18 protein-coding genes are annotated in these 18,861 nt (G+C 69.5%); all 18 read right to left on the minus strand.

The annotated features are described in order from the left end of the window. Positions 1–54: 54 nt before the first annotated feature. Positions 55–1,491, minus strand: coding sequence for a F0F1 ATP synthase subunit beta (gene atpD, locus ACIPPM_RS13930; protein ID WP_401447039.1), 1,437 nt, complete (start codon positions 1,489–1,491; stop codon positions 55–57). Next, complete coding sequence (locus ACIPPM_RS13935; RefSeq protein ID WP_401447042.1) at positions 1,492–2,409, minus strand: F0F1 ATP synthase subunit gamma; 918 nt, start codon at positions 2,407–2,409, stop codon at positions 1,492–1,494. A gap of 21 nt (positions 2,410–2,430) precedes the next feature. Further along, positions 2,431–4,023: a F0F1 ATP synthase subunit alpha gene (gene atpA, locus ACIPPM_RS13940; RefSeq protein WP_401447044.1), complete on the minus strand. Its 1,593-nt coding sequence runs from the start codon at positions 4,021–4,023 to the stop codon at positions 2,431–2,433. A gap of 144 nt (positions 4,024–4,167) precedes the next feature. After that, positions 4,168–4,983, minus strand: coding sequence for a F0F1 ATP synthase subunit delta (locus ACIPPM_RS13945; protein WP_401447046.1), 816 nt, complete (start codon positions 4,981–4,983; stop codon positions 4,168–4,170). Continuing rightward, positions 4,980–5,525 carry a F0F1 ATP synthase subunit B gene (locus ACIPPM_RS13950; RefSeq protein ID WP_217461617.1) on the minus strand — a complete coding sequence of 182 codons (546 nt, stop codon included), beginning with the start codon at positions 5,523–5,525 and terminating at the stop codon, positions 4,980–4,982. Before ACIPPM_RS13950 ends, ACIPPM_RS13945 begins: the two co-directional genes overlap by 4 nt. A 41-nt stretch (positions 5,526–5,566) precedes the next feature. Beyond that, entirely contained in the window at positions 5,567–5,800 is a 234-nt protein-coding gene (atpE, locus tag ACIPPM_RS13955; protein WP_031181218.1) for an ATP synthase F0 subunit C, read from the minus strand. 74 nt (positions 5,801–5,874) lie between these two features. Beyond that, positions 5,875–6,711, minus strand: a complete 837-nt coding sequence (atpB, locus tag ACIPPM_RS13960; protein WP_401447050.1) for a F0F1 ATP synthase subunit A — start codon at positions 6,709–6,711, stop codon at positions 5,875–5,877. 210 nt (positions 6,712–6,921) lie between these two features. Beyond that, positions 6,922–7,362: a hypothetical protein gene (locus ACIPPM_RS13965; protein WP_401447053.1), complete on the minus strand. Its 441-nt coding sequence runs from the start codon at positions 7,360–7,362 to the stop codon at positions 6,922–6,924. A 420-nt stretch (positions 7,363–7,782) separates the two neighbouring features. Then, on the minus strand, positions 7,783–8,115 hold the full coding sequence (locus tag ACIPPM_RS13970) for a hypothetical protein (protein WP_401447055.1): 333 nt from the start codon (positions 8,113–8,115) through the stop codon (positions 7,783–7,785). Between the two features lie 288 nt (positions 8,116–8,403). Beyond that, entirely contained in the window at positions 8,404–9,744 is a 1,341-nt protein-coding gene (locus ACIPPM_RS13975; protein ID WP_401448457.1) for an MraY family glycosyltransferase, read from the minus strand. Between the two features lie 128 nt (positions 9,745–9,872). After that, a complete protein-coding gene (gene glyA, locus ACIPPM_RS13980) occupies positions 9,873–11,111 on the minus strand; it encodes a serine hydroxymethyltransferase (protein ID WP_401447057.1) in 1,239 nt (412 codons plus the stop codon). A 119-nt stretch (positions 11,112–11,230) separates the two neighbouring features. After that, positions 11,231–11,890, minus strand: a complete 660-nt coding sequence (locus tag ACIPPM_RS13985; protein WP_388995438.1) for a protein-tyrosine-phosphatase — start codon at positions 11,888–11,890, stop codon at positions 11,231–11,233. A gap of 52 nt (positions 11,891–11,942) precedes the next feature. Then, entirely contained in the window at positions 11,943–12,590 is a 648-nt protein-coding gene (locus ACIPPM_RS13990; RefSeq protein ID WP_030815943.1) for an L-threonylcarbamoyladenylate synthase, read from the minus strand. Positions 12,591–12,648: 58 nt separating this feature from the next. Next, the gene (gene prmC / locus ACIPPM_RS13995) at positions 12,649–13,488 is read right to left on the minus strand and encodes a peptide chain release factor N(5)-glutamine methyltransferase (RefSeq protein ID WP_401448460.1); all 840 of its coding nucleotides are present in this window, start codon (positions 13,486–13,488) and stop codon (positions 12,649–12,651) included. An 83-nt stretch (positions 13,489–13,571) separates the two neighbouring features. After that, positions 13,572–14,648 (minus strand): peptide chain release factor 1, encoded by a 1,077-nt coding sequence (gene prfA / locus ACIPPM_RS14000; RefSeq protein ID WP_393596145.1) that lies wholly within the window; start codon positions 14,646–14,648, stop codon positions 13,572–13,574. A gap of 108 nt (positions 14,649–14,756) precedes the next feature. Next, complete coding sequence (rpmE, locus tag ACIPPM_RS14005) at positions 14,757–14,978, minus strand: 50S ribosomal protein L31 (protein WP_388995447.1); 222 nt, start codon at positions 14,976–14,978, stop codon at positions 14,757–14,759. Positions 14,979–15,146: 168 nt separating this feature from the next. Next, a complete protein-coding gene (locus tag ACIPPM_RS14010; protein ID WP_401447061.1) occupies positions 15,147–16,277 on the minus strand; it encodes an LCP family protein in 1,131 nt (376 codons plus the stop codon). Between the two features lie 347 nt (positions 16,278–16,624). Beyond that, the gene (gene rho, locus ACIPPM_RS14015; RefSeq protein ID WP_401447064.1) at positions 16,625–18,631 is read right to left on the minus strand and encodes a transcription termination factor Rho; all 2,007 of its coding nucleotides are present in this window, start codon (positions 18,629–18,631) and stop codon (positions 16,625–16,627) included. Positions 18,632–18,861 lie beyond the last annotated feature (230 nt).

The raw sequence follows: 18,861 nt of genomic DNA on the forward strand, positions 1-18,861 counted from the left end.
GCGTGACCTGGAGGGACGGGGCGGGCCCGCCCCTCCAGGTCAAAGGCGCGGGGGTCAGGAGACGCCCAGCTCCTTCGCGTTCTTCTTGAGGTCCTCGATGCCACCGCACATGAAGAACGCCTGCTCCGGGAAGTGGTCGTACTCACCGTCGCAGATCGCGTTGAACGCGGCGATGGTCTCGTCCACCGGAACGTCCGAACCGTCCACGCCGGTGAACTGCTTGGCGACGTGGGTGTTCTGGGACAGGAAGCGCTCCACGCGACGGGCACGGTGGACGACGAGCTTGTCCTCCTCGCCCAGCTCGTCGATACCGAGGATCGCGATGATGTCCTGGAGGTCCTTGTACTTCTGCAGGATGTTCTTGACGCGCATGGCGCAGTCGTAGTGCTCCTGCGCGATGTACCGCGGGTCCAGGATGCGGGACGTGGAGTCCAGCGGGTCCACGGCCGGGTAGATGCCCTTCTCCGAGATCGGACGGGAGAGCACCGTCGTCGCGTCGAGGTGGGCGAACGTGGTGGCCGGGGCCGGGTCGGTCAGGTCGTCCGCGGGGACGTAGATCGCCTGCATCGAGGTGATCGAGTGACCGCGGGTCGACGTGATGCGCTCCTGGAGGAGACCCATCTCGTCGGCCAGGTTCGGCTGGTAACCCACGGCGGACGGCATGCGGCCGAGCAGCGTGGAGACCTCGGAACCGGCCTGCGTGAAGCGGAAGATGTTGTCGATGAAGAACAGCACGTCCTGCTTCTGGACGTCACGGAAGTACTCGGCCATGGTGAGGCCGGCCAGCGCGACGCGCAGACGGGTGCCCGGCGGCTCGTCCATCTGACCAAAGACCAGGGCGGTCTTGTCGATGACGCCCGACTCGGTCATCTCCGCGATGAGGTCGTTGCCCTCACGCGTGCGCTCACCGACACCGGCGAACACCGAGACACCGTCGTGGTTGTTGGCGACACGGTAGATCATCTCCTGGATGAGCACCGTCTTGCCGACACCGGCACCACCGAACAGGCCGATCTTGCCGCCCTTGACGTACGGGGTGAGCAGGTCGATGACCTTGACGCCCGTCTCGAACATCTCGGTCTTCGACTCGAGCTCGTCGAAGTTCGGCGCCTTGCGGTGGATCGGCCAGCGCTCACCGGTGTGCTTCTCGTCGACGTTCAGCACCTCACCGAGGGTGTTGAACACCTTGCCCTTGGTGAAGTCGCCGACCGGGACGGAGATGGCGTCGCCGCTGTCCGTCACCACGGACTGGCGGACCAGACCGTCGGTGGGCTGCATGGAGATGGCGCGGACCAGGCCGCCGCCCAGGTGCTGGGCGACTTCCAGGGTCAGCGTCTTCTTCTCGCCGTCGTGCGCCGGGTCGGCGACCTCGACGGTCAGAGCGTTGTAGATGTCCGGCATCGCGTCGACGGGGAACTCCACGTCGACAACCGGGCCGATGACGCGGGCGACGCGACCCGTGGCCGCCGCGGTCTCAACAGTGGTGGTCATTTATCGGTCACTCCCCGCGGTCGCGTCGGCCAGGGCGCTGGCGCCACCGACGATCTCGCTGATTTCCTGGGTGATTTCGGCCTGGCGGGCCGCGTTGGCAAGACGGGAGAGCGTGTTGATCAGCTCGCCCGCGTTGTCGGTGGCCGACTTCATCGCGCGCCGCGTGGCAGCGTGCTTCGAAGCGGCCGACTGGAGCATCGCGTTGTAGATGCGGCTCTCCACGTACCGCGGCAGGAGGGCGTCGAGGACGTCCTCCGCCGAGGGCTCGAAGTCGTACAGCGGGAGGATCTCACCGTCGCCGGCGCTCTCCTCCTTGACCTCGTCGAGGCTCAGCGGCAGCAGCCGCTCGGCGACCGCCGTCTGCGTCATCATCGACACGAACTCCGTGAAGACGATGTAGAGCTCGTCCACGCCGCCGTCCGCGTCGGGCGTCTCGATGGCCTCGATCAGGGGCGCCGCGACCTTCTTGGCGTCCGCGTACGTCGGCTCGTCGGTGAAGCCCGTCCACGACTCCGTGATCTTGCGCTCACGGAAGTTGTAGTGGGCGACACCGCGGCGGCCGACGATGAACGTCTCCACCTGCTTGCCCTCGCGCTCGAGGCGCGCGGTCAGCTGCTCGCCCGCCTTGATGGCGTTGGAGTTGAAGGCGCCGGCCAGGCCGCGGTCGCTCGAGAGGAGCAGGACCGCGGCACGGGTCGGGTTCTCGGCCTCCGTGGTGAGCGGGTGCTTGGTGTTCGACCCGGTGGCGACCGCCTTGACCGCGCGGGTCAGCTCGTCCGCGTACGGCTTGGAGGCCGCCACCTTGCGCTGCGCCTTGACGACACGCGAGGCGGCGATCATCTCCATCGCCTTGGTGATCTTCTTGGTCGCGGTGACGGATCGGATGCGACGCTTGTAGACCCGGAGCTGGGCTCCCATGAGTCAGGTCCCTTCCTTACGTCACTTGGCGGGAGCGGCCGGGGTGTCGTCGCCGAGGAGCTTGCCGTCCGAGGTCTCGAACTGCTTCTTGAACTCCGCGATCGCGTCACCGATGGCCTGCAGGGTGTCGTCCGACATCTTGCCGCCCTCCCGGATGGAGGTCATCAGGCCCTGGTGGCTGCGGTGCAGGAACTCCAGCAGCTCCTTGTCGAAGCGGCGGACGTCGTCGACCGGCACGTCGTCCATGCGGCCCGTACCACCGGCCCAGATCGAGACGACCTGGTCCTCGGTGGACATCGGCTGGTACTGGTTCTGCTTCAGCAGCTCGGTCATCCGCTGACCGCGGTCGAGCTGGTTCTTGGACGCCTGGTCCAGGTCGGAACCGAAGGCGGCGAACGCCTCCAGCTCACGGAACTGGGCGAGGTCCACGCGCAGTCGGCCGGAGACCTGCTTCATCGCCTTGTGCTGGGCGGAACCACCGACTCGGGAGACGGAGATACCGACGTTCAGCGCGGGACGCTGACCGGCGTTGAAGAGGTCCGACTCCAGGAAGCACTGGCCGTCGGTGATGGAGATGACGTTGGTCGGGATGAACGCCGAGACGTCGTTGGCCTTCGTCTCGACGATCGGCAGACCGGTCATCGAGCCGGCGCCCATGTCGTCGGAGAGCTTCGCGCAGCGCTCCAGCAGACGGGAGTGCAGGTAGAAGACGTCACCGGGGTACGCCTCGCGGCCCGGCGGGCGGCGCAGCAGCAGGGACACGGCGCGGTAGGCGTCGGCCTGCTTCGACAGGTCGTCGAAGACGATCAGGACGTGCTTGCCCTGGTACATCCAGTGCTGACCGATGGCGGAACCGGTGTACGGCGCAAGGTACTTGAAGCCGGCCGGGTCCGACGCCGGGGCGGCGACGATGGTCGTGTACTCCAGCGCGCCGTTCTCCTCCAGCGCGCGGCGCACGCCGGCGATGGTGGAGCCCTTCTGGCCGATGGCGACGTAGATGCAGCGGACCTGCTTCTCCGGGTCGCCGGTGCGCCAGTTGTCGCGCTGGTTGATGATCGTGTCGACGGCCAGGGCGGTCTTGCCGGTCTGGCGGTCACCGATGATGAGCTGGCGCTGGCCGCGGCCGACCGGGGTCATGGCGTCGACCGCCATGTAGCCCGTCTCCATGGGCTGGTGCACCGACTGGCGCTCCATGACCGTGGGGGCCTGCAGTTCGAGGGCGCGGCGGCCGTCGGTCTCGACCTCGCCGAGGCCGTCGATCGGCTGGCCCAGCGGGTCGACGACACGGCCGAGGTAGCCGTCGCCGACGGCGACCGAGAGGACCTCTCCGGTGCGGTGCACCGGCTGGCCCTCCTCGATGCCGCTGTACTCGCCGAGAACGATGGCACCGATCTCGCGCTCCTCGAGGTTGAGGGCGAGGCCGAGGGTGCCGTCCTCGAACTTCAGCAGCTCGTTGGCCATGGCCGAGGGAAGACCCTCGACCTTCGCGACGCCGTCGCCGGCGACGGTGACCGTACCGACCTCCTCGCGCGAGGCCGCGTCCGGCTTGTACGACTGGACGAAGTTCTCCAGTGCGTCCCGGATCTCCTCCGGCCGGATCGTGAGCTCCGCCATCTGGGTTCCCTGCTCTCCTTGTTGGGCCCGAAGTTTCACTTTGGGGGGATGTCTGACTCCGGACTCCCCCCTGAACGAGGTGAATCCTCTGCACGGCCCAACCAGGGCCGTAATTACGTACTGCGTGGTGCTACGTGTTGAGTTCTAGCTCGCCATACGGCGGGCGGCGTCGTCCAGCCGATCCGCCAGGGAGCCGTTGATGACCTCGTCACCGACCTGCACCCGGATACCGCCGATCACATCGGGGTCCACGTCCAGGTTGAGGTGCATCCGGCGGCCGTAGAGCTTCGCCAGGGCGTCGCCCAGGCGACGCTTCTGGGTCTCGCTCAGCGGCACCGCCGAGGTGACGGTCGCCACCAGCCGGTCCCGGCGCTCCGCGGCCAGCTTGGACAGGGACTCGAGTCCCGCTTCCAGGCTACGTCCACGCGGCGCGGTGACCAGTCGGGTGACCAGACGCTCGGTGACGGGCTTGGCCCGTCCGCCCAGCAGCCGGTGCACCAGCTCGGCCTTCGCCTTGGGGCTCGCCGACCGGTCGGTCAGCGCGGCGCGCAGGGCCGGGTCGGAGGCGACGATCCGGCCGAACCGGAACAGCTCGTCCTCGACCTCGTCCAGCGTGCCCGACTTCTCCGCGGCGGTGAGGTCGGCGATGTCCGCCAGCTCCTCCAGCGCGTCCACCAGGTCGCGGGACTGCGACCAGCGGGAGCGGGCCATCCCGGCCACCAGGTCGGCGGTCGGACCGCTCACCTGGTTGCCGATCAGACGTCCCACCAGCTCGGCCTTGGCCTCGGCGGGCTGCGCCGGGTCGGTGAGGGCCCGGCGCAGGCCGGCCTCGCGGTCGAGCAGCGCGGTGACGGCCGCCAGCTCGTCGGCGAGCTGCGCGGCGTCCACGGACGTGGAGTCCGTCAGGGCGTCGAGACGCTCCCGTGCGGCTGCCAGGGCCTCGCGGCTCGCTCCGTTCATCGCGTGGCCTCGGCCTTCTCGTCGAGCTCGTCGAGGAAGCGGTCGATCACACGGCTCTGCCGGGCGTGGTCCTCGAGGGACTCACCGACGAGCTTGCCGGCCAGTTCGGTGGCGAGCTTGCCGACGTCCTGGCGGAGCGAGGCGGACGCGGCCTTGCGGTCGGCCGCGATCTGCGTGTGACCGGCTGCGACGATCTCCTCGCGCTGACGCTGGCCCTCGGCCCGCATCTCCGCGATGAGCGTCGCACCCTGCTCCTGAGCCTCCTGGCGAAGCCGGGCGGCCTCGTGACGAGCCTCGGCGAGCTGCGCCTTGTACTGCTCAAGGACGCTCTGAGCCTCGGTCTGCGCGGCCTCGGCCTTCTCGATCCCGCCCTCGATCGCTTCGCGGCGCTCCTCCAGAACCTTGTTGATGTTCGGGAGGAGCTTCCAGGCGAGGAAGCCGAAGACGATGACAAAGGCGATCAGGCCGATGACGAGCTCTGGGATCGGCGGGATGAGGGGGTTTTCGGCCTCCTCAGCCGCGAGCTGAACCAGGGGGCTCATATCAATGCCTTTCGTCTAATGGGCTGTCGTGAATCCGACGATTACTTGCCGTAGACGAACGGCATGACCAGACCGATCAGGGCGAGCGCCTCACAGAAGGCGAAGCCGAGGATCTGGTTGGCGCGGATCAGGCCGGCAGCCTCGGGCTGGCGGGCGAGCGCCTGCGTGCCGTTACCGAAGATGATGCCGACGCCGACGCCGGGGCCGATGGCCGCGAGGCCGTAACCGATCGAGCCGAGCGAGCCGGAAACAGCAGCAGCAAGAGTCTGGGACATGCCCGTTCTTCCTTTTCTTTACGGACCGGTGGGGGTTGGCCACCGGACGAATGAGGGACCGAGGGAGGGAACGCTCAGTGGTGCTCGGCCAGCGCGCCCTGGATGAAGCTGCAGGTGAGCAGTACGAAGACGTACGCCTGCAGAGCCTGGATGAAGAGCTCGAACGCCGTCATCACGATGGTCATGATGAACGACACACCGGCGTAGGCGATACCGACGCCGTTGAGCATGTACCAGCTGGCGATCGTGAAGAGGAGCAGCAGCGTGTGGCCGGCGAACATGTTCGCGAAGAGTCGGACGGCGTGAGTGAAGGGCCGCACGAGGAGGTTCGAGAACAGCTCGATGAGCATGGCCAGCGGCAGCACCGCGCCGAGCGACTTGTCGTAGCCGGTGAAGTTCTTGAAGGCGCCGACGAATCCGTGCCGCTTGAAGGTCAGCGACACCCACAGGATGTAGACGATCGCGGCCAGGACGATCGGGTACGCGATGATCGAGGTGACCGGGAACTGGGCGACCGGGATGATCGACCAGAGGTTCATCATCCAGACGAAGAAGAAGAGCGAGACGACGAGAGGTACGTACTTCTCGCCTTCCTTCTTTCCGATCGTCTCGTAGACCACGCCGCGGCGGATGAAGTCGTAGCCGCTCTCGGCGATCATCTGGAGCTTGCCCGGGACGACCTTGGGCTTGGCGAAGGCGGCCCAGAAGAAGACCACGACGATGATCGACCCGAGCAGAGCCAGCAGCATCGGCTTGTTGAAGTACAGGTTGCTGTCCGCGTCGCCCCAGAGCGGCTTGAACAGGAACGAGTGCAGGCCCGGAGCCGGGAAGCCGCACCCGGAGAACAGGTGGCAGCTCGTGTCGAAAGCGAGCGTCTGCGTCGGCTCAGCACTCACCGCGGGCTCCTTCATCGTGGCGCATGGGTACGGCAACCTCGTTGTGTCGGCGCGGCGTACGGCCGCGGTTCGGCACGGGACTGGTGTGACGGATGTGGGGGCGGCTGGGGGGCATCTAGCCTCGCAGTGGAACAGGCGTCAGCTCGGATGCCCGCGTCCGCGATGCCGCAGTTGGCACCGGACGATAGCAGGATCTTTCCCGTGCCTTTATCCCGGCCCTACCCCTCACGACGAACGGTCCGTCTTGTGGGACTTGTCTTCCTTCGCCGAAGCGTCGGGATCGACGTAGAGGATCTTGGACTTCATGTGGGCGCGCGCCTGGGCGACGATCCACGTGAGGGTGGCCACCACCAGAACGACGGCGAAGGCACGGGGGTTGAACATGGTCGTGTTCTTGAACAGGCCCACGAAGATGACCAGCAGCAGGAGTTGGGCCGCGTAGAGCAGGAGGCCCATCATCTGGAAGAGCTGCGGGAAGGACCTGGCGGTGCGCTGGAGAACGTAAAGACCGATACCCATGAAGAGGATGACGATCAGTGTGCCCACGACGGCCCCGATCGCGCCCTTGCCACCTGCGACCACACCGCTGACGACGGCGGCGATCGCGCCGACGGCAGCCGTGGGCACGGCGGCCTGGGCAAGAATCCGGACGTCATTGGACGGCATGGCGGCAACTCCGCTTTCACAGGGGGCAGGTGTCGTCATGGACGAGCGTAGCCCCGGACCGGGTGATCGTTACCGCGCACCAATGGACCGTCGCACTAGGGTCCTTCGGCTCTGTCCGGGGTTCTCGTGAACCGTATCACAAACTATTTGATGAGGTCTTTACCTGGGGGGTGCATTGCCGTCACACATGAGAGTGACGGCGCGCGCACGTGCAGGAACCAGGTGGGCTTGTCTGGTATTGGGGGGCTTTGCTCCACCACGATTTGGCAATGCTCTAGTCAGATTCTTACCTTGCGGCAGGACGGGCTCAGCGGGAGTGCAGGAGATCACACCGACGCGACAACGCCCCCGGAGAAGCCCGGGCGGGCTTTCTCCAGGGGCGCTCGAGCGTGACTCAGTCAGCTCTCACGGCCGACCTCGTCAGCAGGTCACGACCTTGTCGTAGTCCACCCACGGCTGCGAGGACGTGAGGAGGGCCGACTTGCTCTTCTTCACCGACTCGCAGGCCGAGTCGTATCCGTACTTGAAGATGCCCTTGAGCTTCTTCGTGCCGCTGCAGTTGTTCGTGACCTTGTACGCCGGGTACCCGGCGTCGACCTTGGTCCTCTCGACCTTGACGCAGCTCGGCGCGGTCCCCTGGGCGACCTGTACGACCTTGCCGGCCTGCGGCGCGGCCACGGCCTCCGTGGTGGCGAGTCCGAGCGAACCGCCGAGTACGACGACCGCGACGCCCGCTGCTGCGAACTTGCGCATCGTCCACCTCCATTCATGAGCGAATGGGGCGGCGCCCGCCTGGTCATGACAGGCGCCTCAATCCCCCTGACGCGCCCATTTCTAGCAATGGGAATCACGTCGGCACCAGCGGTTACTTGTGCCTCATCCGGCCCATCCGTCTCAAAATCCACTTGCCTGACGAAACGACACACGGGCGGGCGCACGAAGATCGGCAACGTGCCTGGTGGAGGGGGTTCCATGCGGTGTGGTCCGGAAAGTCCCCGGGGCGGCCGACGCCGCTGTTCGTCTCAAAATCGAACAGGCTCGTCAGCGGTAGCTCTTGTCCTTGGGCCGGCCGGTCGGCCTCGGGCGGTGGCCGATCGCGGTCGCTCCGTTGACGCCCGGCACCGCCGCCACGGCGGTGGGCTGGGGGGTCGGCTCCGCCGGGGCCGCGCTGGACGCCTCGGCCTCTCCCCCGGCCTGCTCGACCCCGGTCTCCCCGTACCTGCGGTAGCGCGGTGGTACGAAGCGCTCGGCCCAGCGTGGGGCGTGCGGGGTGAAGCGGGGCAGGAGCAGCATCACCAGGCCGACGGCGCTGAGGAACACCACCCCGAGCACGATCCACATCGACGCCGAGTTGACCGAGTACGCCAGCACGCCGAAGCCGATCAGCGCCGACCAGAAGTACATGATCAGCACCGCCCGGCTGTGCGAGTGCCCGATCTCCAGCAGCCGGTGGTGCAGATGCCCGCGGTCCGCCGCGAACGGCGACTGGCCGCGCCAGGTGCGCCGCACGATGGCCAGCACGAGGTCGGCGGCCGGGATCGCGATGATCGACAGCGGCAGCAGCAGCGGGATGTACGCGGGCACCATCTGGTGCACGGTGCTGCGCTCGGAGCCGGAGAACAGGTTCAGCCGGTCCGGGTCGATCTGGCCGGTGACGGAGATGGCGCTGCCCGCCAGCACCAGGCCGATGAGCATCGAGCCCGAGTCGCCCATGAAGATGCGCGCCGGATGCATGTTGTGCGGCAGGAAGCCCAGACACATGCCCATCAGGATCGCCGCGAACAGGGTCGCGGGCGCCGCCGCCTCGATGCCGTAGCCGTACCAGATGCGGTAGGCGTACATGAAGAACGCGGCGGTGGCGATGCAGACCATCCCCGCCGCGAGGCCGTCGAGGCCGTCGACGAAGTTGACCGCGTTGATGGTGATGACGACCAGGGCGACGGTCAGCAGGGTGCCCTGCCACTGGGTGACGGCGACCAGACCCACACCGGGCACCGGCAGCCACAGGATCGTCAGACCCTGCACCACCATCACACCGGCGGCGATCATCTGGCCGCCCAGCTTGATCAGGGCGTCGATCTCGAACTTGTCGTCCAGCACGCCGATCAGCCAGATCAGCGCGGCCCCGGACAGCAGGGCGCGGGGCTCGTTGGAGTTGACGAAGACCTCTTTGAGGTTCTCCAGGTGGTCCGCGACGAGCAGCCCGGCGCACAGCCCGAAGAACATGGCGATACCGCCGAGCCGCGGAGTGGGCTCCCGGTGCACGTCGCGTGCCCGGATCTCCGGCATCGCTCCCGCCACGATCGCGAATTTCCGTACCGGCCCAGTCAGCAGGTAGGTCACCGCGGCCGTGATGAGAAGCGTCAGCAGGTATTCACGCACGGGCATCCCCACAGATCTCGCTGGCCATCACAGCCCCTCACCCTAGCGAGGGACGGGTAATGGTGAGGACTTCCGGGTGGCGGGCACGGTTGCGGATCGGGCCTTCCGTACCTGTATGCCACCCCTCCTCACTCCGGGTAGGGCGGGAAGTCGGCGGTCAGGGCGCGTACCTCGGCCCGTGCCGCCGCCGGGTCCCGGCCGCCGCGGACGACGCCGACCAGCAGCGCGGCGATCCGCGCCATGGCCGGCTCCCCCATGCCCTGGGTGGTGACGGCGGCCGTGCCGAGCCGGAGCGCCCGTCCGCCGGTGTGCGCAAGCGCACAGCAGTCCAGCACCAGACCGGCGGCCGCGAGCCGTCCGCGCGCGGTCCGGCCGTCCATGCCGAGCGGAGCGGGGTCGGCGACGATGAGATGGGTGTCGGTGCCGCCGGTGGCGACCGCGAACCCGGCGTCGGCCAGGTGTCCGGCGAGCGCGTGCGCGTTGGCGACCGTCTGCTGGGCGTAGGCCGCGAACGCGGGGGTGGCCGCCTCGCCGAACGCGACGGCCTTCGCGGCGACGCTGTTCATCTGGGCGCCGCCCTGGGTGAACGGGAAGACGGCGCGGTCGACCCGCCGGGCCAGCCCGGCCCCGCACAGGACCATCCCGCCGCGCGGCCCGCGCAGCGTCTTGTGCGTGGTGGCGCACACCAGGTCGGCGTACGGCACCGGGCTCGGCGCCGCTCCCCCGGCGACCAGCCCGGCGGAGTGGGTGAGGGTGACGATCAGATGCGCCCCCACCTCGTCGGCGACCTCGCGGAAGAAGGCGTAGTCGAAATGGCGGGGATAGGCGATGGAGCCGCACACGATGGCCTTGGGCCGGTGCTCGCGGGCCAGCCGCCGCACCTGGTCGTGGTCGATGAGCCCGGTCTCCGGGTCCAGCCCGTAGGCGACGAAGTCGAACCAGCGGCCGGAGAAGTTCGCGGGCGAGCCGTGGGTGAGGTGGCCGCCGTCGTCGAGGCCGAGGGCGAGGACCGTGTCACCGGGGCGCAGCACCGCGGCGTAGGCGGCCAGGATGGCGGAGGAGCCGGTGGTGGGCTGGACGTTGGCGTGCTCGGCGCCGAACAGCTCCCTGGCCCGCTCGACGGCGATGCGTTCGGCGGTGTCGGCCAGCGCGCAGCCGCCGTGGTGCCGGGCGCCGGGGTAGCCCTCGGCGTACTTGTTGGCCAGCGCGGAGCCGAGGGTGGCGAGCACGGCGGGCGAGGCGAAGTTCTCCGCCGCGGTCAGCTGGAGGGTCGTCGACTGCCGGTCCAGCTCGCCGCGCAGGATCTCGGCCAGCTCGGGGTCCTGCCGACTCAGGGCGTCCGCTTCCAGCACGGGTGTGACCGACATGACGGGCTCCGGGCGGTCGACAGTGACATGGGACGAGGCCCCAGGTCTCCAATGTAGGCCGAGGTGGAGGCGGCCGCGCGGCCTGCCGGGCCCGTCCCCGCGCCGGAGCCCGGCGCGTGTCACATGCGGGCGGGTACGCCCGTCAGCGCGGTGACGACCGGGTCGAGGGCGTCGCGTATCTCGTCGCCGATGGACCGGAAGAAGGGCAGCGGCGCCCCGTAGGGGTCGTACACCTCGTCCGCCTCGGCGGTGGGGGCGAGCAGCCAGCCGCGCAGCGCGGCGGCCGCGCGGACCAGGGCGCGGGCGCGCAGCACCACGCCGTCCTCCAGGGGCGGCAGGGTGGCCGGGTCTATCGCGCGGACCAGGCGGGTGAACTCCTTCAGCGTGAAGGTGCGCAGGCCCGCCGAGTGGCCCATGGAGATGACCTGGGCGCGGTGGTCGCGGGTGGCGGTCAGCACCAGGTCGGCCATGATGACGTGCTCGTCCAGCAGCTCCCGGCCGGTGAACCCGGCGGCGTCCGCGCCGAACTCGGCGAGCACGGTCTCCGCGTTCTCCTCCATCCGGGCGCCCTCGTGGCCCCAGGTGCCGGCGCTCTCCACGATCAGGCCGCCGCCGAGCACGCCGAGCCGCTCCGCCACGAAGTGCCGGGTCAGCCGCTCGGTGATGGGTGAGCGGCAGACGTTGCCGGTGCTGACGTGGAGGATGCGGAAGGTGTCGCGCGGGAACCCGAACGTCGTGGTCTGCTCAGCCGGGCGGTCCGCGCCGCCTATGCCGCGCATGGGGTGACCCCCTGCCCGGCCTGCTTCTCGGGGACGTACCGGTCGGGGGCCGTCAATTCGCCACCTCGAGGTCGGGTACGACCTTCCGCAGCTCCTCGGGGGAGATCGCGCCCTGGCGCAGCAGCACCGGCACCGGGCCGGAGACGTCCACGATGGACGAGGGCACGTTGCCGGGGGTGGGGCCGCCGTCGAGGTAGACGGAGACGGAGTCGCCGAGCATGCGCTGGGCGTCGTCGCAGGTCTCCGGCGCGGGGTGGCCGGTGAGGTTGCCGGAGGAGACGGCCATCGGGCCGACCTCGGTGAGCAGCTCGATGGCGACCGGGTGCAGCGGCATGCGCACGGCGACGGTGCCGCGGGTGTCGCCGAGGTCCCACTGGAGGGACGGCTGGTGCCGGGCGACCAGGGTGAGCGCGCCGGGCCAGAAGGCGTCGACCAGCTCCCAGGCCAGCTCGGAGAAGTCGGTGACGAGGCCGTGCAGGGTGTTCGGGGAGCCGATGAGCACGGGGGTGGGCATGTTGCGGCCCCGGCCCTTGGCGGCGAGCAGGTCGGCGACGGCTTCCGAGGAGAACGCGTCGGCGCCGATGCCGTAGACCGTGTCGGTCGGCAGCACCACCAGTTCGCCCCGGCGTACGGCGGCGGCTGCCTCGCGCAGGCCCGTCACGCGGTCGGTGGCGTCGTTGGTGTCGTATCGCCGTGCCATGTCTAGCGGGCCTCCTCGTACACGTAACTCTGGTGGTGGTGCTGGTTCCGGGTGCTGCTCACAGCGTCGCCTTGCGGGCCGTGGCGAACCGGGGGCGGTTGTTGAGGTCGGGGTGGTCGGCCGCGTCGGCCCAGCCCCGCTCCTCGGTGAAGATCCACGGCACCTGGCCGCCCTGGGTGTCGGCGTGCTCGATGACGACGACCCCGCCGGGGCGCAGCAGCCGGTGCGCGGTGCGTTCGATGCCCCGGATCAGGTCGAGCCCGTCCTCGCCGGAGAACAGGGCCAGCTCGGGGTCGTAGTCCCGGGCCTCGGGTGCGACGTACTCCCACTCGGTGAGCGGGATGTACGGCGGGTTGGAGATGACCAGGTCGACCTGGCCGTCCAGGTCCGGGAAGGCGGACAGCGCGTCACCCTGGCGCAGGTCGACGCGGGAGCCCTCGACGTTCTTCCGGGTCCAGCGCAGCGCGTCCTCGGACAGCTCGACGGCGTGCACCCGGGAGCGGGGCACCTCCTGGGCGAGGGCCAGCGCGATGGCGCCGGAGCCGGTGCACAGGTCGACGATGCTGGGCTCGACGACGTCCATGGCCCGTACCGCGTCTATCGCCCAGCCGACCACGGACTCGGTCTCCGGCCTGGGCACGAAGACACCGGGGCCGACCTGGAGTTCCAGATAGCGGAAGTAGGCCCGCCCGGTGATGTGCTGGAGCGGCTCACGCTGCTCGCGGCGGGCGATGACCTCCCAGTACCGGGCGTCGAAGTCGGAGTCCTGCACGGTGTGCAGGGCGCCGCGCTTGACGGCGTGCACGAAGGCGGCCAGCTCCTCGGCGTCGGTGCGCGGGGAGGGAACTCCGGCGTCGGCCAGCCGCTGGGTGGCCTGGGCCACCTCCGCGAGCAGCACGCTGCGGGGGCTCGGGGGTCGCCCCCCGAAGTCTTGCTGCACGCTTCTCCTCCGGTCCTCGTGCGTGGTCCTGCCGGGTGTTCTTACGCGGACGCGAGCTTCGCCGCCGAGTCGGCGTCGACGCACGCCTGGATCAGCGCGCTCAGCTCGCCGTCCAGTACCTGGTCCAAGTTGTACGCCTTGAAGCCGACGCGGTGGTCGGAGATGCGGTTCTCCGGGAAGTTGTACGTACGGATCTTCTCGGAGCGGTCGACCGTGCGGACCTGGCTGCGGCGGACGTCCGCGGCCTCGGCCTCGGCCTTCTCCTGGGCCGCGGCCAGCAGCCGGGACCGCAGGATGCGCATCGCCTGCTCCTTGTTCTGGAGCTGGCTCTTCTCGTTCTGGCAGGAGGCGACCACACCGGTGGGCAGGTGGGTGATGCGCACGGCGGAGTCGGTGGTGTTGACGGACTGGCCGCCGGGGCCGGAGGAGCGGTAGACGTCGATGCGCAGGTCGTTCGCGTTGATCTCGACGTCGACCTCCTCGGCCTCGGGGGTGACGAGCACGCCCGCGGCGGAGGTGTGGATGCGGCCCTGGGACTCGGTGGCGGGCACCCGCTGCACGCGGTGCACGCCGCCCTCGTACTTCAGCTTGGCCCACACGCCCTGGCCGGGCTCGGTGGCGCCCTGGCCGCCCTTGGTCTTCACGGCGACCTGGACGTCCTTGTAGCCGCCCAGCTCGGACTCGGTGGCGTCGATGATCTCGGTCTTCCAGCCGACCCGCTCGGCGTAGCGCAGGTACATGCGCAGGAGGTCACCGGCGAACAGGGCGGACTCGTCGCCGCCCGCGCCGGCCTTGATCTCCAGGATGACGTCCTTGTCGTCGCTCGGGTCGCGCGGGACCAGCAGCAGGCGGAGCTTGTCGGTGAGCTCCTCGCGCTGCTTCTCCAGGTCCTTGACCTCGGCGGCGAAGTCGGGGTCGTCGGCCGCCAGCTCGCGGGCGGTCTCGATGTCGTCCCCGGTCTGCTTCCAGGAGCGGTAGGTGCCGACGATCGGGGTCAGCTCGGCGTAGCGCTTGTTCAGCTTGCGAGCGTTCGCCTGGTCGGCGTGGACCGACGGGTCGGCGAGCTTGCTCTCCAGATCGGCGTGCTCGGCGACGAGTTCCTCGACGGCCTCGAACATCTTTCGGCTCCTGTACTGCGGGTGAAGGGTTGGCGGGCGACCAAAAACGCCGGTCCGTGGGCGCGCCCCTCGCGGGGCGCGACCGTGGACCGGCGGTTCGGGGGCTCGCTACTTCTTGGAGCCGGAAGCCTTGCCGAAGCGGGCCTCGAAGCGGGCCACACGGCCACCGGTGTCGAGGATCTTCTGCTTGCCCGTGTAGAACGGGTGGCACTCGGAGCAGACCTCGGCACGGATGGTGCCGGAGTCGATGGTGCTCCGCGTGGTGAACGAGGCGCCACAGGTGCAGCTGACCTGCGTCTCGACGTACTCGGGGTGGATGTCGCGCTTCAAGGTGTCTCCTAGGTTCGGGAGGGCGCCGGGTCGCGGCCGCGGGATGCGGGCGCGTGAACCGGAGCCGACGTACCAGTCTGCCAGGACTGGCGCCATCCCCCAAAACCGGGGGTGAGCGTCATCTATTCCCGAGGTGGGCTTCGGGGGCCTTCACGGGGTCGGGCGGCTTCAGGGGGTGACGACGCCCTTGGCCCCGCCGGTGGCGTTGCCCGTGGTCGCCGACTCGGGGATCGGCTGGTCGTTCTTCAGGGCCGTCCAGATCTGCCGGGCCTTGGTCCGCTCCAGCAGCACCCGGTTGGGGTCGGCGGGGTCGTACTGGACCGGCATGGTGACCATGTGCATCCCGGAGGCGCTGATGCCCTTGAGGCCGCCCGCGAAGTCCGCGAGGGAGTTGACCGAGCCGAGGTCGGAGTCGGTGGTGACGGTCCTGGTCGCGGTGTCGGCGAGGTCGTAGAGCTTCTTGGGGTTGCTCAGCACGCCGACCTGCTTGGTCTGGGCGATCAGGGCCTTCACGAACGCCTGCTGGAGCTGGATGCGGCCGAGGTCGGAGCCGTCGCCGACACCGTGCCGGGTGCGGACCAGACCGAGCGCCTGCGTGCCGTCGAGGGTGTGGGTGCCGGCCGTCAGGTCCAGGTGGCTGTCCGGGTCCTTGATGGGGCGCGTGGTGGTGACGCGCACGCCGCCCAGGTCGTCGACGAGGCGCTCGAAGCCCGAGAAGTCGACCTCCAGGTAGTGGTCCATCCGGATACCGGTGAGCGACTCGACGGTCCGCACCGCGCAGGGCGCCCCGCCGGTGGCGTAGGCCGAGTTGAACATGACGTTCCGGACCGCCGGGTACGTGTGGCCCTTGGTGTCGGCGCAGGCGGGGCGGTCGATGAGGGTGTCGCGCGGCACGGAGACCACGGACGCCTTCTTGTGGCCCTTGTAGAGGTGGACGATCATCGCGGTGTCGGAGCGGGCCCCGCTGTCGGCGGCGCCGCCGCCGAGCTTCCGGTTGGCGCCGGAGCGGGTGTCGGAGCCGAGGACCAGGATGTTCTGGGAGCCGTTGTCGGCCTTGGGGGGCCGGTCGTGGCCGAGCATCTGGTTGATGTCGATGCTGTGCAGGTTGCCGTTCAGCTTGAAGTAGACGTAACCCGCGCCCGCACCGGCCAGCACGACCACGCCCGCGGCCGTCCAGGCCGTGGCGAGCAGGGCCTTGCGGCCCGCGCTGCGGGGCTTGCGACGGCGCCCCTTGCCGCGGCGGCGGGGGCCGTCTCCGGTCTCCGGTATGCCGGGCTCCGGCGTGCTCTCGGTGGACACTGCGCTCCTAGGTCTCGTCCGTTCGATTACCCCCTGCGTTCAGGGTCGGGAGCGGTCATCACCACTCCATCGTCGCTCCACCTGGTCGGACAGGGAAACTCGGGACAGGCTCGCACAGCGCGCCGCGCCACCTGGTACGACAGTGATCACCTTCCGTGACCGGATCGCCGGACCGTCTCGCCGTTCACCTGCGCTTTCTCGTAAGGGGGCGTACCGAGGCAACTCGGTACCGGACGTCACACCTGTGGCAAAGGTCTCGTGAGAGCGCTCCGCACGCAAAAGGGGCCGCCCCCGTCGCGTGTGCGGCGGGGGCGGCCCTCAGATCCTTCAGGGGTGACTGGCCGGGCTCAGTCGTTGTTGCCGGGGGCCGGCGTGGTCTTCTGGATCTGGGTCAGGAACTCGATGTTCGACTTGGTCTGCTTCATCTTGTCGAGCAGCAGCTCGATCGCCTGCTGCTGGTCGAGCGCGTGCAGCACGCGACGCAGCTTCCAGGTGATGGCCAGCTCCTCGCTGCCGAGCAGGATCTCTTCCTTGCGGGTACCGGACGCGTCGACGTCCACCGCCGGGAAGATGCGCTTGTCGGCGAGCTTCCGGTCGAGCTTGAGCTCCATGTTGCCGGTGCCCTTGAACTCCTCGAAGATCACCTCGTCCATGCGGGACCCGGTGTCGACGAGCGCGGTGGCGAGGATGGTCAGCGAGCCGCCGTCCTCGATGTTGCGCGCGGCACCGAAGAAGCGCTTGGGCGGGTAGAGCGCCGTGGAGTCGACACCACCGGAGAGGATGCGGCCCGACGCCGGGGCGGCGAGGTTGTACGCACGGCCCAGACGGGTGATCGAGTCGAGCAGCACGACGACGTCGTGACCCAGCTCCACCAGACGCTTGGCGCGCTCGATGGCCAGCTCGGCGACCGTGGTGTGGTCCTCGGCCGGGCGGTCGAAGGTCGAGGAGATGACCTCGCCCTTGACCGACCGCTGCATGTCGGTGACCTCTTCCGGACGCTCGTCGACCAGGACGACCATCAGGTGGCACTCGGGGTTGTTGTGCGTGATCGCGTTGGCGATCGCCTGCATGATCATGGTCTTACCGGTCTTCGGCGGGGCCACGATCAGACCGCGCTGGCCCTTGCCGATCGGCGACACGAGGTCGATGATGCGGGTCGTCAGCACGGAGGACTCGGACTCCAGACGGAGCCGGTCCTGCGGGTACAGCGGCGTCAGCTTGTTGAACTCCGGCCGCCCGCGGCCGTGTTCGGGCGCCATGCCGTTGACGGAGTCGAGGCGGACCAGCGCGTTGAACTTCTCGCGGCGCTCGCCCTCCTTCGGCTGGCGGACCGCGCCGGTGGTGTGGTCGCCCTTGCGCAGACCGTTCTTGCGGACCTGGGCGAGGGAGACGTACACGTCGTTCGGGCCCGGCAGGTAGCCGGAGGTGCGGATGAACGCGTAGCTGTCGAGGATGTCCAGGATGCCCGCGACGGGGATCAGGACGTCGTCCTCGTTGACCTGCGGCTCGGCGATGTCGTCACGGCCACGGCGGCCACGGCGGTCGCGGTAGCGGCCCCGACGGCCACGGCGGCCGCCCTCGAAGTCGTCGTCGTCCTGCTGGCCCTGCTGACGGTCCTGGCGGTCCTGACGGCCACCGCCGCCCTGCTGCTGGCCCTGCTGACGGTCCTGGCGGTCCTGACGGCCACCGCCGCCGCCCTGCTGGTCGTCGCCCTTGCCGCGGCGGTCGCGGTCACGGCCGCCCCGGTCGCGGTCACGGTCACGGCGGTCGCGGCGGCCACGGCCCTCGCCGTCACCCGCGTCGCCCTTGTTCTCGGTCTGCGACTGCTGGGCGTCGCCCTTCGGCTCGCTCTTCTCGCCCTTGGTCTCGGACTCGGCGGCGGCCGGGCTGCCCGCGTCGGCGGTGGCACGACGGCGGCGGCGCTCGTTCGGGGCGTCGTCCGACCCACGCTCGGCGGCGGGCTGGCCGGGGATGTCGATCTGCTGCTGGGCGGCCTCGTCGGCGGCCGGCTGCGCGGGCTTCTCCGTCTTCGCCTCGGCGGCGGTCTCACCCGTACGGGCCTTGGAGGTGGCGCGGCGCTTGGGCTTGGTCTCCTCGGCGGCCTCGGCCTTGGGGGCGCTTCCCCCGGCCTGGGCCTCCTTGATGACCTCGATCAGCTGGCTCTTGCGCATCCGCGCGGTGCCCCTGATGCCGAGGCCCGAGGCGACCTGCTGGAGCTCGGCCAGCACCATGCCGTCGAGGCCGGTACCGCGGCGCCGCCGGGAGCCGGCACCGGTGGCAGGCGCGGAGTCCGTGGCGGGCGCGGCAGCGGTCTCCTCGACACGCGCGCCCATCAGATCGGTGGTGTCGCTCACGAAGGGTCCTTCCCTGGAGCGGACGTCGGCCTGTCTGGCTCGGCGACCGGTTGTGCTGTCCGGCATCGGTTCTGTTGGCAGGTACCGAGCCGGGGCGGTGGTCCGCCTTGAAGCGGCGGAAGAGAATTTCTGGTGATGGCACTCCCCGCGAGCCGTGACACCTGGTGTCACGTGGCGCGGCGGCGCCGATTCCGGAGCGTGCCCGACGACTCGCTCAGTGCCCCCACACG

Source organism: Streptomyces sp. NPDC090119 (genome assembly GCF_044747085.1).
Taxonomy (GTDB): Bacteria; Actinomycetota; Actinomycetes; order Streptomycetales; family Streptomycetaceae; genus Streptomyces.